Genomic DNA, 25,083 nt, shown 5'->3' with positions numbered 1-25,083 from the left:
GATCAGGCGACAACCCCGAAAGGCGCCAGCGCGAGGCGGACCACGCCGGCCATGAGCAGCGCGCTGCCGAGGGACACCAGCGCCGAGAACCAGGCCTCCTTTTGCCCCAACGCCTTATGCATGACGGCGAACGTCGACAAGCAGGGTACGTAGAACGTGAGGAAAACCAGAAAGGTGAATATCTGGGTGCGGTCGAGCACCGGCATGATGTCGAACGTGCCGAGCGCCTGGTAGATCATGAGCAGCGAGAGTTCCTTGCGCAATACGCCGAATAGGATCGGGACGCCGAGGACGGCCGGCAGGCCCAGCCACCACGTCGTCACCGGGGTGAGCGCGGTATTGATGAAGGCGTCAGCCCCGAAATGACTGAGCAGGGCGAGCACGATGCTGCCGACGACGAGCAGCGGCGTGACGATCGTCACGATATCTTCGGTGCGGGCCCAGGTCTTGCGCCACACTTTGCTCCACTTCGGAACGGCGTAGGGCGGTATTTCCTGCACGAGCCCCGGCGCCGTGGGCGCGTAGCGATGCGAGAGGACCTTGCCGAGCATGGCGATGGTGAGCAGCGTGAGCATGAAGATCGCCACCACGCCGAGACCGCCCAAGTACTTGCCGCCGATGGCGAGAATGATCGCCGAGCGCGCCGAGCAGGGAACGAAGGTAATCAGGATCGCCGCCACTACGCGCTCTCGCCGCGACCCGGTTGCGGTGGCCGCCGAGATTGCCGGCACGTTGCAGCCAAGGCCGATCAGGAGAGGCACGGCGACGCCGCCATGGAGTCCCACGCGATAGAACGCCCGGTCGACGACGAACGCCACGCGGTGCATCACGCCCGATTCCTCCAACGTCACGAGCAGCAGCACGAGCGGCAGCATGTAGGGGGCGACGATACCGACCAGTCCGACAAGGCCGTCGGCCACCGCACGACCCACCACGCCGGCGGTCGAGGTCGGTTCCCATTGCTGCACCCAGGCGGCGAGCCGCGCCGACGTCCACGTGTCGAGCAGGGCGCTCATCTCGAACACGATGAACAGGATCGCCGCGAAGACGACGAACGTCCCGAACAGTCCCCAACGCGGATGCAGGAACAACTGATCGAGCCAACGCCGCCACCCTTGGCCGGAGTCGACGCCACGCGGGCTTGTAACGTCCTCGAACAGCGACGCGGCTCGATGGTGACGGTCGGCATGCAGTTCTTCGGCAAGCGGTCGTGGCAGGCGTCGTTCCGCCGCGACTCGGGCAGCCGCGATACCGGGCGCGCATCCCGGGAAATGTGTGTTGAGTGCCCGTAAAAAGTAGGCGTCGTTCTCGGCGAGTTGCGACACGAGAAGGGCCCGGGGAACCTGGAATACGTCCTCGATTTCCGGTCGGGCGATAACGGCGGTCAGTTCATGCAGGCTTTCCACAATGTGCCTGGCTGGCGCCTGCGGTAGGGGGCAGGCTTTCCTCCGCGCGACGTCGAGCACAGCTTCGAAAAGCTTCGAAATGCCCTTGCCCATGTGTGCGACGGTGGGTACAACGGGCGCACCGAGGCGTTCGCTGAGCGCGTTGACGTTGATGTAGAGCCCTTTCTTGCGCGCCTCGTCCACCCGGTTGAGCGCGATGACGAGTGGGCGGCCGAGCAGGCTGAGTTCGAGGCTGAGTTCGAGGTCCTTTTCCAGAGCGGTTGCGTCGACCACCTGTACCAGAACGTCGGGGGCGGGGAAATCAGGCGCCTGTTCCGGCGTCTCGTGTTCCGCGATGCGCGGCCAGCGGTCGCCCCACAGCAGGTACATAAGGACGACCTGATCATGTTTACTCAGACAATGAAGCGAGTCGATCGACGGCAGATCGACGAGCCCGATCTGGTCGAGGCCGACATCGACGATGCATTCCTGGTAGGCGGCACCCACCCCGGCGAGCCGTTCGTGGCGGACCGCCGGGCTCGATGCATCGTCGAAGATTGTGCTCTTGCCGACGCCGAAACGGCCCACAAGCGCCACTCGTGGGCGTCGACGACCGCGCAGCAATGGCCCGCGCAGCGGAATCGAGGCTACGGAAGGCGAGGGTTTCGGTTGCTGGGCCATCGGCAGGCGCTCGGTTGATCAATGAAGGTGGAAGCTTGGTCGGGTCAGGTCGTTACCGCTTTGACCTGCGGCAAGTGATCCCGATCCGGGCGCGCGGCCGGGTCCACGTGCACCAGCAGATCCAGTGCGCGATGCCGCTGCAGGACGCGTTCGCGTGCGGCGACGGCGATATCGTGCCCCGCTTCCACCGTCAACGTCGCGTCCACTTCAACGTGCGCGTCGACGACGATCATGTCGCCCATCTTGCGCGTGCGCAGGTCGTGCACGCCGAGGACGCCTGATGTTTCGAGAATCGTCTCGCGGATCGCGGCGACTTCCACTTCGTCCACCGAACGATCGACGAGATCGTGCAAAGCATCCCAGCCGAAGGACCACCCCATGCGGCTGACCATGAAACCGACGATCAGCGCCGCGATCGGATCGAGCAGCGGGTACCCGATCAGGTTGCCTCCGATCCCGATGGCGACGACGAGCGACGAAGCCGCGTCCGACCGGGCATGCCACGCATTCGCCACCAGCATGCTGGACTTCACCCGCTTGGCAACACGCAGCATGTAGCGAAAGAGAAGCTCCTTGACGACGAGCGCTCCGCCGGCGATCCATAACGCGATGATGTGGACGGTCGCCACGCCGGCTGGTGCTTCCAGTTTCTGGAAGGCGGACCACAACATGCCGAGCCCGACCGCGAGCAACAGCGCACCGAGAACGAGCGAGGCCGCCGTCTCGAAACGCTGGTGGCCGTACGGGTGCTCGTCGTCGGCTGCCTTGTGGCTGTGCCGATTGGCGACCAGAACCACTACATCCGACACGAGGTCCGAAAGCGAATGGATGCCGTCGGCGACGAGACCTTGCGATTTGGCGAAGATGCCGGCCGCGATCTGGGCGATGGTCAGCGCGATATTGACGCCGGCGCTGACCCAAGTACTGGTCGAAGCGGCCGCGGCGCGCCCTGCCGGGTCGCTGTCCATGTTGTTCTCGTCAAAGTCGCTGAATTTCACCGGAGCGGTCCTCGTCCCGCCAGTCTTCGTCCGTTTTGGGGAACGCCGTCTGCTCGGCTCGTTTGCGAGCGCCTATTCGGACCGTTCGCGCGCCCGCTTCGTTGGTCTTTACGGGCCTGCGGCAGCCATGGCGAGATGGTAAACTCGCGCTGCATCGAACGCCGGGAATTTATCACCAAAACGGTTACCCTCAAAATGGCGCCGAGGCGCCTCCGGTGAAGCGGCGCATGTTGGAGGCAATCCCTGCTCTCGATGTGCTCGTGTTCCAGTCGTCTTTCTTCCTCGCGCAAGTTTTTTCGTAACGCTGATGTCCTTGTCCACACGCCGACCGTTACTGCAGGCTCTGGCCGTTTCCCTGCTGGTCCACGCGATCCTGCTCTGGGACGTGGCGGGATTTGAGTCGCCGCAACTTGCTGCGCCGGCGCACCTGCTCGTGGTCAGCGTGGCGGGCGATAGGCACGCCACCCGGCTGGAAAGTGCGGCGGAAACGCGTGCAACGAGGCCGGCGGAACCCAAAGAGTCGCGGCACGAAGAGCGTCCGGTCGAAAAACGGGAACCTACGCCCTCCCCACGCCACGAGCTCGTTATCGCCAAGGAGGCCCCAATCCACGCGTCGCGCTCCCCGGAGCCCGCGCCGTCAACAGCAGCTTCCGTGGAACCTACGCCGAGTACGAACGTGTCGGTGGCCTCAGGAGGGCAAATCGAGGTACAGGGAGGGCGGCCACTGCCGCCGCTAGCTTCGGCCGTCGGTTCGCCGTCAGCGGGAACGCCGGCGAAAACCGCCGGCCGGGGCAATACGCCGGATGGTGTCAGCACGAACGATGTCGCCCAGTACCGCATGACCCTGGGGCAGGCGGCCCGGCGCTTCAAGCGTTATCCGCCACTGGCCCGGGAACGCGAATGGGAAGGTACCGTCGAAATCGCGCTTTATTTCCGCGCGAGGATTGCCCAACCGGAAATTACGCTGGCCCAGTCGAGCGGCCGCAGCATCCTCGATGAGCAGGCGCTCGAAACCGTGAGGCAGGCGGTCCGCGAGACCATCGTGCCCGAGAACCTTCGGGGACGCGAATTCCCGGTGAAGGTGCCAGTCGTCTTTAGTCTCGAGGACAGTCAGTAGCCGGCCGGAGGCGGCAGCGTGTGCTCGTGGAAGCCGAATCGGCCGGCGCGCCGGTCGGCGAGGTAGGCTTCGAGGCAAAGTGTGACGCTGCGGAAGGCGAGCTCGGACCAGGGCAGGTCGGCTTCGACAAAGAGCGCGGTCTCCAGGCTTTCGATACCGGAAGCAAAGTCGGGGTCGAGCAAACGGCCTCGGTAGAAAAGATGGACCTGGTTGATGTGCGGGATGTTGATCAGCGAGAAGAGGCCGTCAATCGCAATGCGTGCTCCGGCTTCTTCCAGAGTTTCGCGAAGCGCAGCGTCGGTTGTGGACTCGCCGTTTTCCATGAAGCCGGCCGGTAGCGTCCATCGGCCGTAACGGGGTTCGATGGCGCGCTTGCAGAGCAGGATGCTGTTCTCCCACTCGGCGACGCACCCGATGACCAGCTTGGGGTTTAGGTAATGGATTTCGCCGCAGCGAGGGCAAACGTGGCGGGGCAGCGTGTCGCCGGGCGGGATTTTGAGTTCGACCGGGCCGCCACAATGCGAGCAGTAGTTCATGCGCCGAATCCGTGATTGACCCGCTGATTCTAAACGATGTACGGGCCGGCTACCGTGCGTTAGCTTCTGTGGCGCGTGTCAGTCCGGCGCCGTGCTGTTGCCGCCGGGCGGCATACCGCTACAATATGGCTCAAACGGGGCGGCCAATCGACAAGCAGAATAGCGTCGTAGGGTACGCCAGGGAGGGGTTGGATGTTTCTAATCGTCGGCTACGTCATCATCCTCGCTTCGGCGCTGGGGACTTATGCCATTCATGGAAGCTTGGCGGCGCTCTGGATGCCGACCGAGTACGTCGCGATCGTCGGTCTCGCGCTCGGCAGCTTTTTGGGCTCAAACGACATCACGGTCATCAAGGCGACGATCGGTGCTTTGCCCGGACTGTTCAAGGGGTCCAAATTCAACCAGGCCGCGTACGTCGATCTTCTGGCCATGCTTTTCGAGGTGCTCGCGAAGGTGCGCAAGGAAGGCCTGATGTCGATTGAGAACGATGTCGAGAATCCGCACGAGAGCCCAATTTTTGGCAAGTATCCGTCGATCGCCAACGACCACCACGTGATGGAGTTCATCACCGACTACCTGCGCATGATGGTCGGCGGCAACCTTAATGCGCTCGAGATCGAGAACCTGATGGACATCGAGATCGAGACACATCATCACGAAGTCGAAGTCCCTGGGCATGCCATGGCGAAGACGGCAGACGCGTTGCCGGCGTTCGGTATCGTCGTCGCCGTCATGGGTGTGGTGAACGTCATGGGTTCGGTCGGCGAACCGCCGCCGGTACTCGGTAAGATGATCGGTGGCGCCTTGGTCGGAACCTTCCTCGGTATCCTCGTTTCCTACGGTTTCGTGAGTCCGATTGCGACCCGGCTGGAGCAGAAAGCGCATGCCGACTCCAAGGTTTATCAGGTTATCAAGGTGGTTCTGCTAGCTTCGATGTCGGGGTACGCGCCACAGGTAGCGGTCGAATTCGGGCGTAAGGTTCTCTTCTCGGGCGATCGACCCTCGTTCATCGAACTCGAGGAAGAGCTCAAATCCCGCCGCAAGAAGTAAGCAGTTCCACCGCATCTCCCAGGGAAACTGAATGAGCGAAGACGTCCGTCCGATAGTCATCAAACGGATCAAGAAGACGGCCGGCGGGCATCACGGCGGTGCGTGGAAGCTGGCTTACGCCGACTTCGTCACCGCGATGATGGCGTTCTTCCTGCTCATGTGGCTGCTTGGGTCGACAGCGACCGGCGACTTGAAGGGCATAGCGGACTTCTTCCTCAACCCGCTCAAGGTTGGTATGCAGGGTGGAACCGGGGCAGGTGACGCGACCAGTGTGCTCAAGGGCGGCGGCAAGGATTTGACGCGTAGCGACGGCCAAATCAAGGAAGGCGAGGTGCAGTCGAAGGACCGAACGCGCAGCCTCAATGAAGCGCGTCCCGACGAACTGCGTCGCGAGTTCGAGAAACGCGAGCGGGAGTCGCTCAACGAGCTCAAGAAGAACATCGAGAAGCTGATCGAAAACAACTCGATGCTGCGCCAGTTCAAGAACCAGTTGTTGATCGATGTGACCCCGGAGGGGCTGCGCATTCAGATCATCGACGAACAGAATCGCCCGATGTTCGATACGGCGAGCGCCGAACTCAAACCGTATTCGAAAGTCATTCTGCGGGAAATTGGCCGGGCGCTGAACGCGGTGCCGAATAAAGTGAGTTTCGCTGGGCATACCGATGCGGCGCAGTACGGCAGCGGCGAGAAAGGTTTTTCGAACTGGGAGCTTTCCGCGAACCGGGCCAATGCCTCGCGACGTGAAATGATCGCCGGCGGCATGGATGAGAACAAGGTGTTGCGCGTCGTTGGTCTGGCGTCCACGGTACTCTTCGACAAGAACGACCCGTTGAACTCGGCCAACCGCCGTATCAATATCGTGGTGCTCAACAAACGCACCGAGGAGGCGATGCTGCAGGAAGACGGAAATACCCCGGTCGTCGTCGAACGTGACGCGGGTGCTGCCACCGTGGCTCCCGAGCCCAAAGGCGGGTAGGCGAACTAGTTGCGGCTGGCTGCGGACCATGGTGTCTCGCGGCGCAGGGTTTCAACCAAAGCGAGGGTTCTGAAAAGTGCCTGAATCGAAGTTTCCGTGGCAGGCGCCGCTTCCGGCACACCCGATCGGTGAACGAGAGTTCGTTTTTACGACGGCGGATTTCGAACGCGTGCGCAAGCTGATCTACGAGCATGCCGGAATATCCCTCTCCGCCGCCAAGCAGGACATGGTCTACAGCCGGCTTGCGCGTCGCTTGCGGGAAACCCGCCTAAAAACGTTTGGCGAGTACCTCGCGTTGCTGGAACGCGGTAACTCAGCCGAATGGGAGAAGTTCGTCAATTCCCTGACGACCAATCTCACCTCGTTCTTCCGCGAACCGCATCACTTTCCGATTCTCGCCGAGCATCTGAAGAAGCTGCAGGGCAAGACGTCGATCAAAATTTGGTGTTCGGCAGCCTCGACCGGCGAAGAGCCGTACAGCATCGCCATGACCGTCGTTGAAGCCTTGAACGGCTTCAACGTTCCCGTATCGATCGTTGCTTCGGATCTCGATACGAATGTGCTCTCGATAGCGGCCAAGGGCGTATATGGTCAAGACCGGGTGGACAAGCTTTCCCCTGAACGACTGAGCCGCTTCTTCGTCCGCGATTCGAGCGCGACCGGGAGCTATGCCGTGCGACCCGAGTTGCGCCGTATGGTGACGTTTCAGCGCGTCAATCTGCTTGAGCCGAACTGGCCGGTGCGCGGCCCGCTCGATGCTTTGTTTTGCCGGAACGTCATGATCTATTTCGATAAGCCGACGCAGTACAAGATCTTGTCCCGTTTTGTACCCTTGATAGCCGAGAACGGCCTTCTCTTCGCTGGGCACTCCGAGAGCTTCCTCCACGCCGCGGATCTGTTCCGGTCACAAGGAAAGACGGTCTATGAACTCGCCAACAAGCCGCGCTGAGCCCGAAAAGGCGACTGTTCCGCCGAGTTCCGGGAAAATCATATTTGTTGGTGCATCCACCGGTGGGACGGAGGCCGTTAAGACCTTTCTGCTTGGGATTCCGGCTGACTGTGTACCGATCCTCGTCGTTCAGCATATGCCCGAGTCGTTCACCGGTTCGTTTGCCGCCCGGCTCGACAGCTTATGCAAGCCGAAGGTCGTCGAAGCGCAGGGCGGGGAGCCGTTACGCAACGGGATGGTTTATGTCGCTCCAGGGCATTCCCATCTTGCGATCAAGCGTGGCGGGGCGGGGTACGTGACCGAACTGGTGAAGACACCGCCCGTTAATCGCCATCGCCCGTCGGTGGATGTCTTGTTCGATTCCGCCGCCGATGTCGTTGGGAAGAACGCGATTGGCGTAATCCTCACTGGTATGGGCAAGGATGGAGCGGCTGGTCTTCTTCGCATGCGCAAGGCCGGCGCGCGTACCTTCGGGCAAAGCGAGAAAAGCTGCGTTGTCTATGGCATGCCCCGTGAAGCCGCCTTGATCGGTGCGGTTGAGGAGGTCGCCGACCTCGACGATTTGGCACGGCGCGTGCTCATGCTGTTGGGTAGGGCGCCGGCCTAACCTTCAAAAAAACGGGCTCCATGTGATGGAGAAACGGGAAGGAAATCGGATCGCTTAGCCAAACGCGTTAGGATAGTCGGCAGTCAGCGTCTGCGGCCAGTTTTTCCGCAGTCAATGAAACGGCGATGACGATCAGTGCGCGAAGCCTTGCAGCAAGGGGCTCAGCGCTTTGTCTTTAGGCCACCGAAGGTGGTGCAATGACGGTTGATAGATTAAGATGCAGGTAACAAGGCGTAGTTTTTCCCAGGGGGGAATGTAGGCATGTCAGAACTACTCAAGAGCATTGATGCCCGGACCAAACTCGCCGGCACGAACAAGCTGGAAATCCTGCTGTTCTCTCTCGGTACCAATTCGAACACGGGGCGCAAGGAGACTTTTGGCATTAACGTCTTCAAGGTGCGCGAAGTCATGCGTACCCCCCCGATTACCTCGGCACCCGAAATGCCTTCGTCGGTCGAGGGCATGGTTAGCTTACGTGGTGCCCTCGTGCCGGTCGTCGACTTGGCGCGTTATGCCGGAGTGGTAACCGACACGCCGCGTTCGATCATGATTGTCACCGAGTATGCCGGACATACTCAGGGCTTCCTGGTGGAGGCCGTCGATACGATTCTCCGCCTTGACTGGAGCCAGATGAAAGTTCCGCCGGAAATGCTGCGCGCGGAAATGGGCGGTCTGGTCACTGCAGTAACAGAGCTTCCGGATGGGCGCCTCGTCATGATGATGGACGTCGAGAAGGTCTTGTCGGAAACGACGAACTATGACGACGACGTCGTCTTCCGCAACATCAAGCCGCTCAACAATCCCGCGCTGACCGTGTTCTTCGCCGACGATTCGGTGGTGGCGCGGCGCCAGATCGTGCGCACATTGGAGGCGATGAACGTCAAGTACATCGAGACCATCAACGGCCGTGATGCGTGGAATGAGCTTGAGAAAATCGCTGGTTACGCACAGGCTTCCGGGCAGAACGTTTCCGACTTGGTGAGTCTGGTGCTGACCGATGTCGAGATGCCTGAGATGGACGGGTACATCCTGACGAAGAAGATCAAGACCGACTCGCGGTTCGCGGGTGTGCCGGTCATCATGCATTCGTCGCTATCCGGTATGTCGAACCAGCAACTTGGAAAATCGGTGGGCGTCGACGAATACGTACCCAAGTTCGAAGCGCAAAAGCTCTCCGAAACGCTTACGCGGCGCTTGCTTGGGTCTGCCCCGGTGGCGCAGGCGACGACTTGACGCAGTGACCTCGTGGGAGTTTGACGATGACGACGGACATGGTAGAAAAGAAAACGCTGCTTGACAGCGTCGATGCGAGAACGCGGTTGGCGGGATCCAACAAGATGGAAATCCTGCTCTTCTCGCTGGGGACCAGGGAGACCTTCGGGATCAATGTATTCAAGGTGCGGGAGGTTGGACGTACGCCGCACATCACCAAGACGCCCAATATGCCGCGTGGCGTCGAGGGCCTCGTTTCACTGCGCGGGAATGTCATCCCCGTCCTTTCGCTGATCAATTTCCTGGATCTCAAGGATCAGCCGGTCGAGCGCGGCAAGACGATGATGGTCGCGGAATACTCCAAGCGCACATTGGGATTCCTTGTCCATGAGGTTGATCGCATCATCCGGGTCGATTGGGAGAAGGTGCGGGCGCCGGAAAGCGTCCTGTCGTCCAATCAAGGGCTGATCACGGCGATCACCGAACTGGAGAACGGCACGCTCGTTTCATTGTTAGACGTCGAGCAGATCTTGGCCAATGCATTCGGCGAAGCGATCATTGTCGATATCCCCGCCGCGCACGTGAGCGAGGATATTGGCGTCTTCTTTGTCGACGACTCCACCGTCGCGCGGCGGAAGATCGCGGAGGTGTTCGACAAGCTTGGCGTCAAACACAAGCATGCCACCAACGGTCTCGAAGCATGGAGCCGCTTGCAGGGTCTCGCCGCCCACGCTCAGCAGACAGGCGCGAACCTCAGGGACGACATCCGGCTAATCCTTGTCGATGCAGAGATGCCGGAAATGGACGGTTACGTCCTCACCAAACACATCAAGTCCGATCCTCGCTTCGAAGGTATTCCCGTGGTGATGCACTCATCGCTGTCTTCAGAAGCGAACCGGGCAATGGGGCAGGCGGTCGGTGTTGATGCGTATATAGCGAAATTCGACGCCGAGGTTCTGGCCGATACGCTGCGTCCGATGCTCGAGCGATAAGAAGAAACTCAGGAGTGATAACGAATGGCTGACCCAAAATTGAGAATCTTGATTGTCGACGACTTTTCGACCATGCGTCGCATCGTCCGCAATCTGCTCAAGGAACTTGGTTTCACCAACGTCGACGAGGCGGAGGATGGGGCGATCGCATTGCAAAAACTGCAAGCGGGCGGATTCGAATTCGTCGTGACCGACTGGAACATGCCGAACATGGACGGGCTGCAGTTGTTGCAAGCCATCCGTGCCAGCCAAACACTGAAACATCTGCCGGTGATGATGATCACCGCCGAGGCGAAGAAGGAAAACATTATCGCGGCGGCGCAAGCGGGAGCGAGCGGATACATCGTCAAGCCATTCACTGCTGCGACTCTGGCAGAGAAGCTGCAGAAGATCTTCGACAAGATGGGGGCTTGAGATGAGCGACACGAATACCTCAGGCGATTCGAGCGAACTCGAAGCCCTGTTCGATAGTATCGCGAGCGGTGTCAAGCCGCCGTCCGTCGAGTCTGCGCCGGCACCAACGGCTCCTGCCGCGGCGCCCCGCCCCTCATTGCTGCAGCAAGCGCTCGAGAGCGATGGTACGACGGAAGATTCTCAGGAACTCCAGGCACTGTTTGATTCAATCACCGAGAAAAGCAGGAGTTCGGATGTCGGTGGAGACGCCACTGACGGTAGCGACAAGTCCGAAGCGGCTGGTCAGTGGCCCGTACAAGGAAAAGTGTTCAAACAGGTCGGTCTGATGGCTAGGCAACTACATGACACTTTGGGCGCGCTTGGCTATGACAAGCTGATCGAGAAGACCGTTTCTGCGATCCCGGACGCGAGGGATCGCTTGGCGTACATCGCGAACCTGACGGAACAGGCGGCGTGCAAGGTCCTCAACGCCACCGATATCGCGAGCCCGCTGCAGGAAGAACTGGAAGGCGGTGCAGCGCTTCTCGGAGCCAAGTGGGATGCGCTCTATGCCAACAAGATGGGCGTCGAGGATTTCAAACTGCTTGCCTCCGAGACCCGTGCGTTCCTGAAGAACGCTGTGCCGCAAAGAACAGCGGCCACCAAGGAACAGTTGATGGAAATCATGATGGCTCAGGATTTCCAGGATCTCACTGGCCAGGTCATCAAGAAAGTCGTGGGTTTGGCGCAAGACCTCGAATCGCAACTGATGAACGTGCTGATCGAGACAATGCCTGGAGACAAGCGAACTGACTCGGTGAATACACTGCTGAACGGTCCGGTGATCAATGCCGAAGGCCGCACGGACGTGGTCGCGAGCCAGCAACAAGTAGACGAACTGCTTGACAGCCTGGGGTTCTAGGAGGACCAACATGAGCGATTTTTCTGGCATGGAAGATCTCCTGCAGGATTTCCTGCAGGAAGCCAGCGATCTTCTCTCGGATGTCGATAACAAGCTGGTGGATCTGGAGAAAAACCCCGAGGATCGTCGGCTGTTGAACGACATCTTCCGCGGTTTCCATACCATCAAAGGTGGCGCCGGCTTCCTCAATGCGACCGAGCTTGTCACACTTTGCCATCTGACCGAGAACCTCTTCGACAAACTGCGTAACGGCGAAATGCACCTCACGCCGGAATTGATGGATACCATCATGGCGGCGACGCAGTGCGTGCGGGGGATGTTCAGTGAGCTGAACCAAGCAGTTCAGCCGCGGCCGGCCCCTCCCGACGTGATTGCCGCGTTGCGCGCCGCGCTTGAAGGCGAGGAACACCCGGCAGCGCCCGAGATTGGCGGACAGGAGGCAGTGGTTTCGTCGCCGGAAGTTTTTGCGCCTGAATCGGACGCCGAACCGCAGATAAATGCAGAAGCGAGTTCGCAAGCCGGAGGACCGAGTGGCGAACCGGACTGGGCGGCGTTGCATAGCGCTGTGACCGGGCAGCCGGCGCAAAAAGCGGTGACGGGGGCCACTGTCGCGCAAGCGTCGGTCGAAGTGATTCCCGCGTCCTCTGACGTGACTTCTACACAGATGGCGCCGCACTTCCCGCCGGAAGGCCGCCGCGCCTCGGACAAGCCGGGAGTGATTGCATCCGGGGCCTCGACAGGGCGCAGAGCCGAGGAGAAGATAGCTTCACGGGAATCGACGATTCGTGTGGATACGGCTCGCCTGGACCAAGTCCTAAACCTGTCCGGCGAGATCGGTCTCACCAAAAACAGGCTGACGAGTCTTCGTGCCGATATTCTCGCGGGGCGCAATGATACGGATACCCTTCACGCCCTGGACCAGGCCGTGAGCCAGCTTGATCTGCTGGTTTCCGATCTGCAAAACTCGGTCATGAAGACGCGGATGCAGCCGATTGGCCGTTTGTTCCAGAAGTATCCGCGCATTGCCCGTGACCTCGCCCGACAGCTCGGCAAGGATGTGGAACTCGCGTTGGTCGGCGAAGAGACCGAAGTCGACAAGACGATGATCGAAGATTTGGCCGATCCGCTTGTCCACCTCGTGCGCAACGCGGTCGACCATGGTGTCGAATCGCCCGAGGAGCGGCTAGCCGCAGGCAAGCCGGCAAAGAGCATCGTGCGGCTGGAGGCGCGCCAGGAGGGCGATCATATTGTCCTGATCATTGCCGACGACGGTCGCGGCATGAGCCCGGAGCGTATCCGTGCCAAGGCGATCGAAAAAGGCATCATCAAGGAAGAAGAGGCGAACACGCTCGACGACCGTCAGAGCCTGAATCTGATCTTCCTTCCGGGATTCTCCACGATGTCGCAGGCGTCGGCCGTATCGGGTCGCGGTGTGGGCATGGATGTGGTCAAGACCAACATCCAGAAGCTCAATGGCTCGGTGGAGATTCGTTCGGAAGCGGGCAAAGGGTCCGTTTTCATTATTTCGTTGCCATTGACGCTCGCGATCCTGCCGGTGTTGCTCGTTCTGCTCGGAGACCAGCCGTTTGCGCTTCCGCTCTCCATGGTGCGCGAGATTCTGCCGATCGAGAAAGACAAGATGCAGGAGGTCGGTGGCAAGGAGACCTTGGTCGTGCGCGGCGAAGTCCTGCCGGTCGTGGCTCTCTCCAAGTTGCTCGGTTGGCCGCAACTGCAAACGCCCGAGTACGGTGTGTTGATGCAGACATCCGAGCGCAGCTTCATTCTTTCGGTCGACAGTTTTGCTGGCCGAGATGATGCAGTGATCAAGTCACTGGACGATTTCCGGCCGCGGGGTGTCGCCGGTGTCACGACACTTTCGAACGGCCAAATCGTGCTGATTCTCGACATGAAAGAACTTCTTACCGACCTGAATGCGCATATCGACCGCGAACTTGGTGTTCGGCATTCGAAGTCGCTGGAGCTGACGATCTAGCTAACAAATTGATCTGTAAAGAAAAAAGGGAGCTTTTGCTCCCTTTTTTCTTTTCGGCTGGTCTGCTGTGGCTTTCTGTACACCATTCGAGAATCGGTGTAAATAAAATCTTATACTGCTTTATTTTTTAAAGATTTTTCATATAATAGGCCGCAGTAAACCGGAACCAGCTGATGGCCGAAGACAGCGATCTCGAACGAACAGAAGCTCCATCAAGCCGACGGCTTGAACAGGCGCGCGAGGAGGGGCAAGTCCCTCGCTCGCGGGAGATCGGTGCTTTTCTTGTTCTGGTGGTGGCTGCGGGTTCGTTCTGGTTCGTCGGCCCGTGGATGATGCAGCGCACAGCGGGAATCATGCGCCAGGGGCTCATCATCGACGAACGGATGGTGCGAGAGCCGCAGCTCATGTTGACACGTTTCGCCGACCTTTCGCTCGACGCGCTCCTTTCGTTCGGCCCTTTGATTGTGGGGCTTGTTCTCGCTGCGCTGATTTCGCCCTTTTTCCTCGGCAGCTGGAATTTTTCCGTCAAGGCGTTGAGTCCAGATCTGGGACGACTCGATCCCGTCAAGGGGATCAGCCGTCTGATTTCGTGGAGCGGTTTGGCTGAACTCGTCAAATCGATAGCCAAGGCGTTGTTGATTGGCGGCGTGGCGATATGGGTTCTTTGGCGCGGACGCGAGGACATGGTGGCCCTGTTCGGCCAGCCGATCGAGGCCGGCCTGTCGAGCGCGGGACAACTCGTTGTTGCCAGCTTCCTCATGATGGTGATGGCGATGTTGTTGATCGTCGCCATCGATGTTCCGTTTCAGCTCTGGCAGCACTACGACAAGCTGAAAATGACCAAAGAAGAGGTCAAGCAGGAAAACAAGGAAATGGAGGGCAGTCCTGAGGTCAAGTCGCGGATTCGCCAGCTACAGCGCGAGGCGGCTCGCCGCCGCATGATGGGCGCTGTGCCGACGGCTGACGTCATCGTGACCAACCCGACACATTTTGCCGTCGCGTTGGCGTACAAGAGCGGCATGGCGGCACCCAAAGTGCTTGCGAAGGGGGCCGGCGAGATCGCGCGCAAAATACGCGAAATCGGTGCCGAGCACGGTGTTCCGATGCTGGAAGCGGCTCCTCTTGCGCGCGCGCTCTATCGGCACGCGGAGATTGACCAGGAGATCCCTTCGACGCTGTATGCCGCCGTGGCAGAAGTATTGGCTTATGTGTACCAGCTTTCCAAGTGGCGCCAAGCCGGCGGCAACTACCCACAGCCGCCGCGTGAAATCGCGGTACCGGCAGAGCTCGTCCCGGAGGCAGCCTAAATGGCGAGCGCAACGGCGAATCTGCAAAGTTTCTTCGGCCGGATGGGCATCCAACAGCTCGCTGGGCCGCTGCTCATCATCTTGATCCTGTCGATGATGGTGCTGCCGTTGCCGCCATTCGTCCTCGATCTCTTTTTTACCTTCAACATCGCGATATCGATCATCGTGATGCTCGTGGCGATCAACGTCCTTCGGCCTCTGGACTTTTCGGTTTTCCCGACCGTCTTGCTGATCACCACGTTGCTGCGGTTATCACTGAACGTGGCCTCGACCCGCGTCGTTCTGCTGGAAGGGCACACCGGACCGGGAGCCGCGGGGCAAGTAATCGACGCCTTCGGGCACTTTCTTGTCGGCGGTAACTATGCCGTCGGCTTGGTCGTATTCACGATTCTGGTCATCATCAACTTCGTCGTCATCACCAAGGGTGCCGGTCGAGTTGCGGAAGTCGCCGCACGCTTCACGCTGGATGCGATGCCCGGAAAACAGATGGCGATCGACGCCGACCTTAATGCCGGATTGATCGCTGAAGACGAGGCGCGACGCCGGCGTGCGACGATTGCCGACGAAGCGAATTTCTTCGGTTCGATGGACGGTGCGTCGAAGTTTGTCCGTGGCGACGCGGTGGCCGGCATCCTGATCATGTTGATCAACGTGATCGGTGGCCTGTTCGTCGGCATGCTGCAGCACGACATGGACATCGGGTCCGCTGCTCGTACGTATACGTTGCTGACGATCGGTGATGGACTCGTCGCACAGATTCCCGCGCTGATCATCTCCATTGCGGCCGGCATGGTCGTCACTCGCGTTGGCGATCGAGAAGACGTTTCCCAGCAGTTTCTTTCGCAAGTGTTCAACAACTGGAGAGTGTTGGCCTTGGCGGGGGCAATCATCGGCTTGCTCGGACTGATTCCTGGCATGCCGAACTTCGTGTTCCTGCTTCTTGCGACCGCCTTGGGGACGTTGGCTTGGCAGATGGAAAAGAAAGCGCGCGAAGCCAAACCGGTCGCTGTCACCGTGGCGCCCTCCGTGGCGCCCGAAACGCAGGAAGCCTCTTGGGCCGATGTAGCCCCGCTCGACGTGCTCGGACTCGAGGTGGGATACCGTCTGATTCCGTTGGTCGACAAAGCCCAGGACGGCGAACTGCTGAAGCGGATCCGTGGCATCCGGAAGAAGTTCGCGCAGGAGGTCGGGTTCCTCGTTTCTCCTGTCCACATTCGTGACAACCTCGAACTCAAGCCGAATGCTTATCGGATTCTGCTCAAAGGGGTCGAGATCGGGCGAGGCGAAGCCTTTCCTGGGAACCTGTTAGCGATCAATCCAGGCCGGGTCGTCGGACCGTTGCCAGGTACTGCGACAAAGGACCCCGCCTTCGGGTTGCCGGCCATCTGGATTGAGCCCGGGCTGCGCGAGCAAGCCCAAGCCTTCGGCTACACCGTAGTCGATGCGAGCACGGTGACGGCTACGCATCTTAACCACCTTATCGTCTCGCATGCGGCCGAACTGTTGGGGCGCCAGGAAACTCAAGCACTACTCGATCATCTCTCGAAGGAGATGCCAAAACTGGTCGAGGACCTGGTTCCCAAGATACTCCCGCTTGGCATATTGCAGAAAGTTCTTCAAAACCTGCTCGACGAGGGAATCCACATTCGCGATATGCGGACGATCGTCGAGACGCTTGCCGAAGCGGCGCCGCGTACGCAGGATTCGGAGGTGCTCACCGCACAGGTCCGCACCGCGCTTGGCCGGTCCATCGTTCAGCAGTTGTACCCAGGCGGCGACGAGATGCAGGTAATGTCGCTCGACCCACAGCTCGAACGCATTCTCTTGCAGGCAATCAGTGGCGGCGGTGAAGGCGCAAGTATCGAACCGAACCTGGCTGATACGCTGATTCGTGAAACGGCCGCGGCGGCACGGCGCCAAGAAGAACTGGGGTTGCCGGCCGTGCTGCTCGTTTCAGGGAACCTGCGTTCGTTGCTCTCGCGCTTCCTGCGCCGGGGTATCCCGCAACTGAGGGTGCTCGCGCATGCGGAAGTACCCGAAACCAAAATAATCAAAGTCACCTCGATCGTCGGAGGTAAAGCATGAACGTCAGGAAATTCGTAGCTACAACGGCACGGGAGGCCTTGCACAAGGTCAAGGATCTGCTCGGCCCCGACGCGATCATCCTGTCAAACCGCGCGGTCCCCGGCGGTGTCGAAATCATGGCGGTGGCCGCCAGTGAGATGGAAAAAGTGGTGCCGCCGATGGCACAGCCTGCTCCGCGCGATGTTCCAAAAGCGCCCGACGATTATTCGGTGCGCCTTTCGCCGGCGGCAAGCGCCGGCGTTTCAAATGGGCCTGCCGCAGCGAGAGCCGGCCTTCCGTCGTCGCGGCCGACTGTCAAAACGCCTCCGCTGGCACCCCGTCCCGCACCTCAGATCGAAAGGCCAGCCCAGAGCGCGGCGAAGCCACCCGCTGAAATCGTTCCGGCCGAGGTGATGGACGAGATCCGGTCGTTGCGCAAGATAGTAGAACAGCATCTTGCGGGATTCGCCTGGGGGGAAACGGCCCGTTCGGAACCCGTGAAGACGGAGATCCTGCGCCAGATGCTCGATGCCGGGTTTTCTCCGCGCTTTGCGCGCGATCTGCTGGCGGAGCTTCCCCGTGAACTGAGCACGACGCAGGCGATGGCCTGGGTGAAGAACAGTGCTGATCGCTCTTTTCTGACGATCGATAGCGGGTCCGACATCATCGATCGGGGCGGTGTCTATGCCCTCGTCGGGCCAACGGGGGTTGGAAAGACGACGACGACGGCGAAGCTCGCGGCGCGTTGTGTGCTCCGGCACGGAGCAAGCAAGGTGGCCCTGATTACGACAGACGGCTACCGGATCGGTGCATACGAGCAATTGCGTATCTATGGCCGCATCCTCGGTATCCCGGTTCACCTCGCGAAAGATGCGGAAGAACTGCGCCAGACCTTGCGCGATCTCGAGCACAAGCACATGGTGTTGATAGACACCATGGGCATGAGCCAACGCGATCGCATGGTTCAAGAACAGGTGGCGATGTTCGGCAATAGTGCGGTCAAGCGCTTGCTTCTGCTTTCGGCGACGAGCCGTGGCGACACGCTCGACGACGTGGTGCGTTCCTATGTTGGCTCCGACGTCGCAGGTTGCATATTGAGCAAGGTTGACGAGGCGGCCAGCCTGGCCTCGGCGCTGGATGTCATCATCCGGCACGGCCTGCGTTTGCATTATGTTTCCAACGGGCAGCGTGTGCCCGAAGACCTCCATTTGCCGAACCGTGCTTACCTGTTGCATCGCGCTTTCAAGGACGTTCCAGAATTATCTCCGCACCGTCTCGATGGCGTCGAACCCGGCTTGCTGATGGCGAGCGCCGGGCAAGGGATGGTAGCGGCCGGAGGACGGCGTGCCTGATTATCGCGGCGACCAGGCGGCGGGATTGCGCCGCCTGTTCGGTCGCGAGCAGACGCGGATCGTTGCCTTCGCTTCTGCGAACCATGGCGTGGGCAAAAGCCAATTGATCGCGAACGTGGCGGCTGCGCTTGCTCGGCTTGGAAAAGAAGTCCTGATTCTCGACGAGACCACACGCAATAACGTTGCCACGTGCTTCGGGTCATTGATTCGATATGATCTGTATCACGCCATCAGCGGCGAAAAGGCATTGACCGAGGTCCTTCTGTACGTCGCCCCCGGCGTGCGAGTGCTTCCGGCCGCGTTGACACTCAAGAAACTCAGCAGGCTGACGTACGAGCAGCAACAGGCATTGGTCGGTAGTTTGACGACCATGGAGCACCCGGCCGACGTCATACTTGTCGACGCCTCGCTCGATCATCCGGAAGGGTTCTCCCCCCTGGGACTGGCGGCGCACGAGAATGTGTTTGTCACCTTGCCGGCGAGTCAGTCGCTTAAGGATTCGTATGCGCTGGTCAAGAAAGTCAGCCTCGGTTATGCGCGTAAAGAATTCCGCATTCTGGTCAGCATGGCTCGCAACCTTGATGAGGCGGTTGCCGCGCACGCGAACATTGCCAAAGTGGCTGACAGCCGCCGGATAGCGAAATTGGAATTTGCCGGGTTTGTGCCAATAGACGAGCGCGTACGACAGGCGTCTCGCGTTCGCCAGCCGGTGATCGGCCTGTACCCGGAGGCGGCAGCTTCCAAAGCTTATCGGAAAATCGCCACCGAAATTCTCGCTTGGCCGGGTTCCGGGGCGGAGGGCGGGGGCCTCGAACAATTCGTCAAACAACTGCTACACTTGAGCCAACCTATCGACCCGATAGCCATTTGCGCTTAATCAATCCGATCAATGTATAACGCTGCTGGTCAGATCAACAAGGATCAGCTGGTACAGCGCTTCGCCCCGCTCGTGAAGCGTATTGCCTATCATCTGATGGCTCGTTTGCCTTCCAGCGTCCAGGTCGACGACTTGGTCCAGAACGGCATGATGGGCCTGCTTGATGCCATCAGCCGTTTCGAATCGGGTATGGGGGCTCAGTTCGAAACCTATGCGGCGCAGCGGGTACGGGGTGCCATGCTCGATGGCTTGCGCGAGAACGATTGGCTGCCGCGCAGCATGCGGCGCGATTTCCGCCGGATTGAAGCCGCCATCGCCCAGCTCGAACAGGAGCGCGGAAGACCGCCAAGCGAAAAGGAACTGGCCGATTCGCTCGACATGTCGCTTGCCGATTACCAGAAGATGCTTCAGGATGCACGCGGGCATCAACTCATTTCCTTCGAGGATATGATCGAGGACGGGGATGAGGATTTCCTGGAGCGGCATTGTCGCGACGATTCGAGCGACCCGCTTCGCATACTCGAAGAAGAAGGAATTCGGCGCCTTCTGGTGCAAGGGATCGAGGCGCTGCCCGAGCGGGAAAAAATGATGATGGCACTTTACTATGAGCAGGATCTCAACCTGCGCGAGATTGGCGAGGTGATGGGGGTCACCGAGTCCCGCGTTTGCCAACTGCATAGCCAGGCCGTGGCGCGGTTGCGCACTAAGATTTTTGGCAGAGAGGCCCCGAAGAAAAAGAAAGCCGACCGGAATGGATAAGATCAGCGTCGTCGGTCTGGTCCTCGGGCTTGTCGCGATTGTCGGAGGTCAGATCCTTGAGGGCGGGCACGTAGCCTCGCTCTCGCAGCCGACAGCTTTGCTGATCGTTCTCGGTGGCACCATGGGCGCGGTGATGCTGCAAAGCCCTTACGCCACCTTCCTGCGCGGAATGCGGATGGTGCGCTGGATCTGGTACCCCCCCATGGTTGACTACGCCCGGCTTATCAAGCAGATCTGCTCCTGGAGCCAGTTATCGCGGCGGGAAGGACTCCTGGCGCTGGAAAGTGTCATGAGCCAGTTGAAGGACGATTTTTCACGTAAAGGGCTGCAGTTGCTCGTGGATGGCGCCGAGCCGGAGCGCTTGCGCGAAGTGCTCGAAGTGGAGATCAACACCTACGAGCAGGAGCTGAAACTGTCCGCCCGAATCTGGGAAGCAGCGGGTGGGTACTCGCCGACGATAGGTATCCTCGGTGCGGTTTTGGGCCTCATCCACGTCATGGAGAACCTCTCGGACCCTTCTAAATTGGGCGCCGGGATTGCAGTGGCCTTCGTCGCCACGATCTACGGGGTCGGTCTCGCCAACCTGGTCTTCTTGCCGATGTCGAATAAGCTGAAGGCACATATCAATCGCCTCATCGTGCAGCGTGAAATGATCGTTGATGGCCTGGTCGGTATTGCGAACGGCGATAACCCGCGCATCATCGAAAGCCGTCTCCAAGGATACGTGTTCTAGACATGGCGCGCCGCAAGATTGAGGACGAGCGGGATAACCACGAGCGCTGGCTCGTGTCCTATGCCGACTTCATTACGCTGCTGTTCGCCTTTTTCGTTGTCATGTACGCGCTATCGACGGTGAACGAAGGCAAATACCGCGTTCTCAGCGAATCGATGATCAGCGCCTTTCGCAACGTTCATGTGAACACGTCTTCGCAGCAGCTACCTGCGACGGTGGCTCCGCAGGTCAGCGTGGCGCCGAAACCGGCGATCCTGGCTCGGACGCAGGATGCGGCGAAGCAACGCCAGCGGGACAAGATGCGTAACGTGGCCAAAGATATCCTGCAAGTGATGGCTCCCCTGATCGAGCAAGGGAAGGTCAGGGTGCTGGAGACGAGCCGCGGCGTATCGATCGAGATCAATGACAGCGTGCTTTTCTCGCCCGGCCAAGCGCTCTTGCATCCTGCGTCTGCGAAGGCGATGCGAGCGGTGGCCGAGGTTCTAGCCCCTACGGAGTTTCCGATTACCATCGAGGGCCACACGGACAACGTGCCGATCAACACGCTGCAGTTTCCGTCAAACTGGGAGTTGTCCGCCGTGCGGGCGACGACGGTACTGCGCTTGTTTGCCGAGTCAGGCGTAGCTGCCGAACGGCTCACGGCGATCGGCTATGCCGATACGCGACCCGTTGAGCCGAATCTGTTTGCTGATGGCCGCGCAAGAAATCGCCGCGTCACGATTCTTGTCGATTCGAGCGAACCGGAGAAGGGGAAAGAGGTCGGCCTGGAGCCAGCTCCCGCTCCTGCTTCTACTTCAACACCACCAGCCGGTCAATAACAAGCACAAGCCGAACGAACGCACCGCGCCCGAATGCAGATCAAGCGACGCTATACCGCGTCATTGATGCGGCGGTCGCCGTCCTTCTCCGGGGAGGTGGAAAGTCCGTCCGGGCCATAGAGAGCGAGGGAATCGCGGCTGCGCACCAGAATATCAAGCGCTTTGCTGTTGTGCTCCATCCGTAGGCGAATGAGTTCCCCATTAACCCGGTTTAGTTCGCGCGCCTCGGCGGCGAGCGACAAGGTTTTGTCCCATGCGCCGACAATTGCCTTCTTTTCCGGATTCGCTGCACGCCAAGCATCCATCCCGGCGCGACCTTCCGCCAAACCAAGTGCCGTCAACTGTTCGTTGCGGAGCCTCGACAGCGCGTTCAGCTCAGTTGCAAAAGACTCTTTTTTTTGCGATAGCGTAGGAAGCTCCCCAATATTGCCCGAGGAGAGCGCCTCCTGTTCCTCATGCAGCAGAGCGACGAACCGCTCGATCAGCGCAGACTCTGCCTTGATAGTTTCCGCAAGATCGGGGGTGGGCATGAGTGCGACCAACTACCTAACTACGCTTGCGGATGCCGGCCCACCAATTCTTTGGCCGACGCAATAAGGCGGTCGGCGATGGCCTCGGCGTTGATCGAAAAGCGGCCGTCCGCGATCGCCTGTTTGATTTCCGCTACCCGTGCGGCATCGAAAGCCGGCTCCGCGTCGGAGGCGGACAACTGGGCCGACAAGCTGCTCAATTGGACCTCGTCGGACCCGGCGGCGGTTTTCTTTGCGCCCGAGCTTCGGGTTTCCCTGATGATGGCGGGGGTAGTGACGCTGCTGGACTGGTCGATTTTCATGGTGATGCCTCGCGGGTTTCCTGCTTGCACGTTCTATCGGCACATTCGTCGCTAACTTTAGCATGTTTTCCCACGGACACGCTCGCTACCCTCGTGCAAACGGCCAGCGCCAGCCGCTACTTCCCCTTCAGTGGGAAATCTCCACCACACCACCCGGGCGGGCTATACCGCTGACGGTCTGTCCAGACGGGGTTCGAACCTGCACCAGCTGTCCTTCGAGGGCATTGTTCAGGGCTCGGCCTTCGCTGGTTGCACTGAAGCCGACCCCGCGCGAAACCGTCTTGACCGTCTGTCCCTGTTGAACGGCCCAAGGGGCGATTAACTGATCACTGCGTACCGGCTGGCCGGAAACGATACCGAGTTTGACCGTCTTGCCGACAGCCTGTTCGACGTCGGTGAGGACCGTTTGGGGAAGAGCCCCGAGATCGCCGTTTTTCGTCGTGATGTCGTTGGCGTCGAGGACCTGGCCAGCGCTCAGCGTACGGGCGGCGACGAGGTAGTTGGCGCGAATGCTCACCTGGGCCTGCACGTAGGCCGTCCAGGACGAGGGGCCGAGGCAGCGAACACCGACTGTCGTTTTCCCCCACGGGAGACTACCGCTGGGCAGGAAGGGCTCGAAAGCGTCGCAATCGGCTAGCCGAGTACGCGCGTCGGGAGGCGCGACTTTGAAATCGACTTTGCCTGGTAATCCTTGCGTCTGCGTCCGTAGAAAATCCTCGACCACGCCTTGAAGGCGGCTCGGCGTCATTTGAGCGAAAGCGGGCAAAGAGGACGCGAACCACAGGGCCGCAACGAGAGAAGCCAATCGACGAGTCATGACGCTATTGTGCCTCAATCCAGACAGGCCGGCGGCGGAGTTCCTTATTCCACCGCGCTGTACGGAACGCCGGCGGCAATAATTGCCGTCTTGACGGTACCAAGTTGGCCGCAGTGCCGGCCGTCGCGGCCGGAAAGGGCGTTCTTCAAGGATGGCATGGGAGTTGCGTATCTCGGGCGGAAGTTTTACCCGCTTGGAGAAACCGTGGTCAGCAAAGTCGATAACGCTATTTCATTTCAGCAGCAGGCGCTGGGGCTACGCGCGTATCGCCAACAAGTCCTTGCCGCCAATATAGCGAACGCCGATACGCCAAATTACAAGGCGCGGGATTTTGATTTCGCTGCGACGCTAAAGGATGCAATCGCTGGACGGAGTTCCGGCGCGCTCGCCATGGATCGGACCAATTCAGGTCATATGTCAGGGACGGCCGGTAGCGAGTCGGTCCGCCTGATGTACCGGACGCCGGCGCAAGCGAGCGCCGACGGGAATACCGTCGAAATGGATGCGGAGCGTTCTGCGTTTTCGGAGAACGCGATCCAGTATGAGGCGGGGATTACGTTCATTTCCCACCAACTGAAGATGATCCAGTCCGCGATTCAAACGCAATCATGAGCATTTTCAATGTCTTTCAAGTCGCGGGGAGTGCGCTGACAGCGCAGTCGATGCGGCTCAATGCCGTGGCCAGCAATCTGGCGAACGCAGATAGCGTCGTCGGTCCGGATGGCAAGCCGTACCGTGCGAAACAGGTCGTCTTCGAGGCTACCCCGATTGACGGGCAAGGAACGGTCGGTGTCCGGGTCAAGCAGGTCGTCGAGGACGCCAGCCCTGGACGGATGATTTACGACCCGAAGAATCCTGCCGCCAATGAGCAGGGATACGTAATGACGTCGAATGTCAGTGTGGTCGATGAAATGGTGAACATGATTTCGGCGTCGCGTTCGTATCAAACCAACGCCGAGGTGATGAACACGGCCAAGCAGATGCTCTTGAAAACACTGACGATCGGTCAGTGAGATCGCGTATATCGGAGACTCGAATGACGACAATAAATACCTCAAATACGACAGGCGGCACAGGTTCCACTTCCGGTACCGGCAGCGCGTCGACGGCTTCGGATGTTCAGAACCGCTTTCTCAAACTGCTCGTCGCGCAACTGCAGAACCAGGATCCTCTGAATCCGCTCGACAATGCCCAGATTACTAGCCAAATGGCGCAGCTGAGCACGGTTCAAGGCATCGAGAATCTGAACACCACGCTTAATTCGCTGGTGACGAGCCTGGGCGACACGCAAGCCGTACAGTCGTCGGCGCTGATCGGCAAGACGGTTCTGGTGCCGGGGTCGCATTTGACGCTTTCGAAGAGCTCGGCCTACGCGGGAGTCAATCTGAAGAGTGCCGCCGATCAGGTTACGGTGAGCATCATGGACAGCAGCGGCAATGTGATTAAGACCCAGAACCTCGGCAAACAGGACGCGGGCAACGTGCTCTTTTCCTGGGATGGTTCGACGAATGCCGGAACGACGGCGGCCGACGGTTCCTATACGTACAAGGTAACGGCAACCAAGAGCGGCAAAACAGTCGACGCCGAAGCGCTGCAACTTGGCACGGTTGTTGCGCTTACTCGGACAACGAGCGGGAATTTTGTGCTCGATCTCGGTTCGCTGGGCACCTTCAATTTTGAAGACGTACAACAGGTTTATTAGTGACGGGG

The 25,083-nt window shown here is 59.9% G+C and carries 26 protein-coding genes; 20 read left to right on the top strand and 6 right to left on the bottom strand.

The features are described from left to right. Nucleotides 1–2 precede the first annotated feature (2 nt). Together NZ453_RS02545 and NZ453_RS02540 are read right to left on the bottom strand one after the other, a co-directional pair. Nucleotides 3–2,066: a ferrous iron transporter B gene (locus tag NZ453_RS02545; protein ID WP_263768744.1), complete on the bottom strand. Its 2,064-nt coding sequence runs from the start codon at nucleotides 2,064–2,066 to the stop codon at nucleotides 3–5. 44 nt (nucleotides 2,067–2,110) lie between these two features. Then, nucleotides 2,111–3,064 carry a cation diffusion facilitator family transporter gene (locus NZ453_RS02540; RefSeq protein ID WP_263768743.1) on the bottom strand — a complete coding sequence of 318 codons (954 nt, stop codon included), beginning with the start codon at nucleotides 3,062–3,064 and terminating at the stop codon, nucleotides 2,111–2,113. Nucleotides 3,065–3,371: 307 nt separating this feature from the next. Between NZ453_RS02540 and NZ453_RS02535 the strand changes: the two genes are divergently transcribed. Beyond that, on the top strand, nucleotides 3,372–4,181 hold the full coding sequence (locus NZ453_RS02535; RefSeq protein WP_263768742.1) for a TonB family protein: 810 nt from the start codon (nucleotides 3,372–3,374) through the stop codon (nucleotides 4,179–4,181). On the opposite strand, the gene NZ453_RS02530 is transcribed toward NZ453_RS02535, so the two are convergent. Further along, the gene (locus NZ453_RS02530) at nucleotides 4,175–4,717 is read right to left on the bottom strand and encodes an NUDIX hydrolase (RefSeq protein ID WP_263768741.1); all 543 of its coding nucleotides are present in this window, start codon (nucleotides 4,715–4,717) and stop codon (nucleotides 4,175–4,177) included. The two genes, NZ453_RS02535 and NZ453_RS02530, sit on opposite strands and share 7 nt — an antisense overlap. A gap of 192 nt (nucleotides 4,718–4,909) precedes the next feature. Between NZ453_RS02530 and motA the strand changes: the two genes are divergently transcribed. The 16 genes from motA (at nucleotide 4,910) to motD (ending at nucleotide 21,724) form a co-directional block, all read left to right on the top strand. Continuing rightward, nucleotides 4,910–5,767, top strand: coding sequence for a flagellar motor stator protein MotA (motA, locus tag NZ453_RS02525; RefSeq protein ID WP_263768739.1), 858 nt, complete (start codon nucleotides 4,910–4,912; stop codon nucleotides 5,765–5,767). 31 nt (nucleotides 5,768–5,798) lie between these two features. After that, nucleotides 5,799–6,746 carry a flagellar motor protein MotB gene (motB, locus tag NZ453_RS02520; protein ID WP_263768738.1) on the top strand — a complete coding sequence of 316 codons (948 nt, stop codon included), beginning with the start codon at nucleotides 5,799–5,801 and terminating at the stop codon, nucleotides 6,744–6,746. A 76-nt stretch (nucleotides 6,747–6,822) separates the two neighbouring features. Beyond that, a complete protein-coding gene (locus tag NZ453_RS02515) occupies nucleotides 6,823–7,695 on the top strand; it encodes a CheR family methyltransferase (protein WP_263768736.1) in 873 nt (290 codons plus the stop codon). Continuing rightward, nucleotides 7,670–8,302, top strand: coding sequence for a chemotaxis protein CheB (locus tag NZ453_RS02510; RefSeq protein WP_263768735.1), 633 nt, complete (start codon nucleotides 7,670–7,672; stop codon nucleotides 8,300–8,302). Before NZ453_RS02515 ends, NZ453_RS02510 begins: the two co-directional genes overlap by 26 nt. 261 nt (nucleotides 8,303–8,563) lie before the next feature. Continuing rightward, the gene (locus NZ453_RS02505; protein WP_263768734.1) at nucleotides 8,564–9,535 is read left to right on the top strand and encodes a chemotaxis protein; all 972 of its coding nucleotides are present in this window, start codon (nucleotides 8,564–8,566) and stop codon (nucleotides 9,533–9,535) included. Between the two features lie 26 nt (nucleotides 9,536–9,561). Further along, nucleotides 9,562–10,506: a chemotaxis protein gene (locus NZ453_RS02500; protein WP_263768733.1), complete on the top strand. Its 945-nt coding sequence runs from the start codon at nucleotides 9,562–9,564 to the stop codon at nucleotides 10,504–10,506. Between the two features lie 24 nt (nucleotides 10,507–10,530). Next, nucleotides 10,531–10,920, top strand: a complete 390-nt coding sequence (gene cheY / locus NZ453_RS02495; RefSeq protein ID WP_263768732.1) for a chemotaxis response regulator CheY — start codon at nucleotides 10,531–10,533, stop codon at nucleotides 10,918–10,920. 1 nt (nucleotide 10,921) lies between these two features. Continuing rightward, nucleotides 10,922–11,821 carry a protein phosphatase CheZ gene (cheZ, locus tag NZ453_RS02490; protein WP_263768731.1) on the top strand — a complete coding sequence of 300 codons (900 nt, stop codon included), beginning with the start codon at nucleotides 10,922–10,924 and terminating at the stop codon, nucleotides 11,819–11,821. Nucleotides 11,822–11,831: 10 nt separating this feature from the next. Continuing rightward, on the top strand, nucleotides 11,832–13,814 hold the full coding sequence (locus tag NZ453_RS02485; RefSeq protein WP_263768730.1) for a chemotaxis protein CheA: 1,983 nt from the start codon (nucleotides 11,832–11,834) through the stop codon (nucleotides 13,812–13,814). A 173-nt stretch (nucleotides 13,815–13,987) separates the two neighbouring features. Then, on the top strand, nucleotides 13,988–15,121 hold the full coding sequence (flhB, locus tag NZ453_RS02480) for a flagellar biosynthesis protein FlhB (RefSeq protein WP_263768728.1): 1,134 nt from the start codon (nucleotides 13,988–13,990) through the stop codon (nucleotides 15,119–15,121). After that, the gene (gene flhA, locus NZ453_RS02475) at nucleotides 15,122–17,206 is read left to right on the top strand and encodes a flagellar biosynthesis protein FlhA (protein WP_263768727.1); all 2,085 of its coding nucleotides are present in this window, start codon (nucleotides 15,122–15,124) and stop codon (nucleotides 17,204–17,206) included. Next, complete coding sequence (flhF, locus tag NZ453_RS02470) at nucleotides 17,203–18,537, top strand: flagellar biosynthesis GTPase FlhF (RefSeq protein WP_263768726.1); 1,335 nt, start codon at nucleotides 17,203–17,205, stop codon at nucleotides 18,535–18,537. The genes flhA and flhF overlap by 4 nt, the downstream gene beginning before the upstream one ends. Beyond that, the gene (locus tag NZ453_RS02465) at nucleotides 18,530–19,414 is read left to right on the top strand and encodes an AAA family ATPase (protein WP_263768725.1); all 885 of its coding nucleotides are present in this window, start codon (nucleotides 18,530–18,532) and stop codon (nucleotides 19,412–19,414) included. Before flhF ends, NZ453_RS02465 begins: the two co-directional genes overlap by 8 nt. A gap of 12 nt (nucleotides 19,415–19,426) precedes the next feature. After that, complete coding sequence (locus tag NZ453_RS02460) at nucleotides 19,427–20,173, top strand: RNA polymerase sigma factor FliA (protein ID WP_263768724.1); 747 nt, start codon at nucleotides 19,427–19,429, stop codon at nucleotides 20,171–20,173. Next, the gene (locus NZ453_RS02455; RefSeq protein ID WP_263768723.1) at nucleotides 20,166–20,906 is read left to right on the top strand and encodes a flagellar motor protein; all 741 of its coding nucleotides are present in this window, start codon (nucleotides 20,166–20,168) and stop codon (nucleotides 20,904–20,906) included. The genes NZ453_RS02460 and NZ453_RS02455 overlap by 8 nt, the downstream gene beginning before the upstream one ends. 2 nt (nucleotides 20,907–20,908) lie before the next feature. Beyond that, complete coding sequence (motD, locus tag NZ453_RS02450; protein ID WP_263768722.1) at nucleotides 20,909–21,724, top strand: flagellar motor protein MotD; 816 nt, start codon at nucleotides 20,909–20,911, stop codon at nucleotides 21,722–21,724. A 50-nt stretch (nucleotides 21,725–21,774) separates the two neighbouring features. Here motD and NZ453_RS02445 read toward each other — a convergent pair whose 3' ends face one another. From NZ453_RS02445 to flgA, 3 genes are all read right to left on the bottom strand, one after another. Next, nucleotides 21,775–22,254 carry a flagella synthesis protein FlgN gene (locus NZ453_RS02445; RefSeq protein ID WP_263768721.1) on the bottom strand — a complete coding sequence of 160 codons (480 nt, stop codon included), beginning with the start codon at nucleotides 22,252–22,254 and terminating at the stop codon, nucleotides 21,775–21,777. 20 nt (nucleotides 22,255–22,274) lie between these two features. Then, nucleotides 22,275–22,556 carry a flagellar biosynthesis anti-sigma factor FlgM gene (flgM, locus tag NZ453_RS02440; protein WP_263768720.1) on the bottom strand — a complete coding sequence of 94 codons (282 nt, stop codon included), beginning with the start codon at nucleotides 22,554–22,556 and terminating at the stop codon, nucleotides 22,275–22,277. Nucleotides 22,557–22,683: 127 nt separating this feature from the next. Beyond that, a complete protein-coding gene (flgA, locus tag NZ453_RS02435) occupies nucleotides 22,684–23,373 on the bottom strand; it encodes a flagellar basal body P-ring formation chaperone FlgA (protein ID WP_263768719.1) in 690 nt (229 codons plus the stop codon). 204 nt (nucleotides 23,374–23,577) lie between these two features. On the opposite strand from flgA, the gene flgB reads away from it, so the two are divergent. Genes flgB through NZ453_RS02420 form a run of 3 tightly spaced genes read left to right on the top strand, consistent with a single transcriptional unit; the run spans nucleotide 23,578 to nucleotide 25,075 of the window. Further along, a complete protein-coding gene (flgB, locus tag NZ453_RS02430; protein ID WP_263768718.1) occupies nucleotides 23,578–23,985 on the top strand; it encodes a flagellar basal body rod protein FlgB in 408 nt (135 codons plus the stop codon). After that, nucleotides 23,982–24,386 carry a flagellar basal body rod protein FlgC gene (gene flgC / locus NZ453_RS02425; RefSeq protein WP_263768717.1) on the top strand — a complete coding sequence of 135 codons (405 nt, stop codon included), beginning with the start codon at nucleotides 23,982–23,984 and terminating at the stop codon, nucleotides 24,384–24,386. Before flgB ends, flgC begins: the two co-directional genes overlap by 4 nt. Before the next feature lie 23 nt (nucleotides 24,387–24,409). Next, complete coding sequence (locus NZ453_RS02420) at nucleotides 24,410–25,075, top strand: flagellar hook assembly protein FlgD (RefSeq protein ID WP_263768716.1); 666 nt, start codon at nucleotides 24,410–24,412, stop codon at nucleotides 25,073–25,075. The last annotated feature ends 8 nt before the right edge of the window (nucleotides 25,076–25,083 follow it).

Origin of the sequence: Propionivibrio soli, from assembly GCF_025770765.1 — a bacterium.
GTDB lineage: Bacteria > Pseudomonadota > Gammaproteobacteria > Burkholderiales > Rhodocyclaceae > Propionivibrio > Propionivibrio soli.
Note: the sequence above shows the minus strand (reverse complement) of the source record. Positions and strands in the feature narration are given on the sequence as shown.

Coding starts and splice junctions, on each gene's coding strand:
- NZ453_RS02545 (WP_263768744.1), bottom strand. CDS start 2,066: ATGGCCCAGCAACCGAAACCCTCGCCTTCCGTAGCCTCGATTCCGCTG.
- NZ453_RS02535 (WP_263768742.1), top strand. CDS start 3,372: ATGTCCTTGTCCACACGCCGACCGTTACTGCAGGCTCTGGCCGTTTCC.
- NZ453_RS02530 (WP_263768741.1), bottom strand. CDS start 4,717: ATGAACTACTGCTCGCATTGTGGCGGCCCGGTCGAACTCAAAATCCCG.
- motA (WP_263768739.1), top strand. CDS start 4,910: ATGTTTCTAATCGTCGGCTACGTCATCATCCTCGCTTCGGCGCTGGGG.
- motB (WP_263768738.1), top strand. CDS start 5,799: ATGAGCGAAGACGTCCGTCCGATAGTCATCAAACGGATCAAGAAGACG.
- NZ453_RS02510 (WP_263768735.1), top strand. CDS start 7,670: ATGAACTCGCCAACAAGCCGCGCTGAGCCCGAAAAGGCGACTGTTCCG.
- NZ453_RS02505 (WP_263768734.1), top strand. CDS start 8,564: ATGTCAGAACTACTCAAGAGCATTGATGCCCGGACCAAACTCGCCGGC.
- NZ453_RS02500 (WP_263768733.1), top strand. CDS start 9,562: ATGACGACGGACATGGTAGAAAAGAAAACGCTGCTTGACAGCGTCGAT.
- cheY (WP_263768732.1), top strand. CDS start 10,531: ATGGCTGACCCAAAATTGAGAATCTTGATTGTCGACGACTTTTCGACC.
- cheZ (WP_263768731.1), top strand. CDS start 10,922: ATGAGCGACACGAATACCTCAGGCGATTCGAGCGAACTCGAAGCCCTG.
- NZ453_RS02485 (WP_263768730.1), top strand. CDS start 11,832: ATGAGCGATTTTTCTGGCATGGAAGATCTCCTGCAGGATTTCCTGCAG.
- flhB (WP_263768728.1), top strand. CDS start 13,988: ATGGCCGAAGACAGCGATCTCGAACGAACAGAAGCTCCATCAAGCCGA.
- flhA (WP_263768727.1), top strand. CDS start 15,122: ATGGCGAGCGCAACGGCGAATCTGCAAAGTTTCTTCGGCCGGATGGGC.
- flhF (WP_263768726.1), top strand. CDS start 17,203: ATGAACGTCAGGAAATTCGTAGCTACAACGGCACGGGAGGCCTTGCAC.
- NZ453_RS02460 (WP_263768724.1), top strand. CDS start 19,427: ATGTATAACGCTGCTGGTCAGATCAACAAGGATCAGCTGGTACAGCGC.
- NZ453_RS02455 (WP_263768723.1), top strand. CDS start 20,166: ATGGATAAGATCAGCGTCGTCGGTCTGGTCCTCGGGCTTGTCGCGATT.
- motD (WP_263768722.1), top strand. CDS start 20,909: ATGGCGCGCCGCAAGATTGAGGACGAGCGGGATAACCACGAGCGCTGG.
- NZ453_RS02445 (WP_263768721.1), bottom strand. CDS start 22,254: ATGCCCACCCCCGATCTTGCGGAAACTATCAAGGCAGAGTCTGCGCTG.
- flgM (WP_263768720.1), bottom strand. CDS start 22,556: ATGAAAATCGACCAGTCCAGCAGCGTCACTACCCCCGCCATCATCAGG.
- flgA (WP_263768719.1), bottom strand. CDS start 23,373: ATGACTCGTCGATTGGCTTCTCTCGTTGCGGCCCTGTGGTTCGCGTCC.
- flgC (WP_263768717.1), top strand. CDS start 23,982: ATGAGCATTTTCAATGTCTTTCAAGTCGCGGGGAGTGCGCTGACAGCG.
- NZ453_RS02420 (WP_263768716.1), top strand. CDS start 24,410: ATGACGACAATAAATACCTCAAATACGACAGGCGGCACAGGTTCCACT.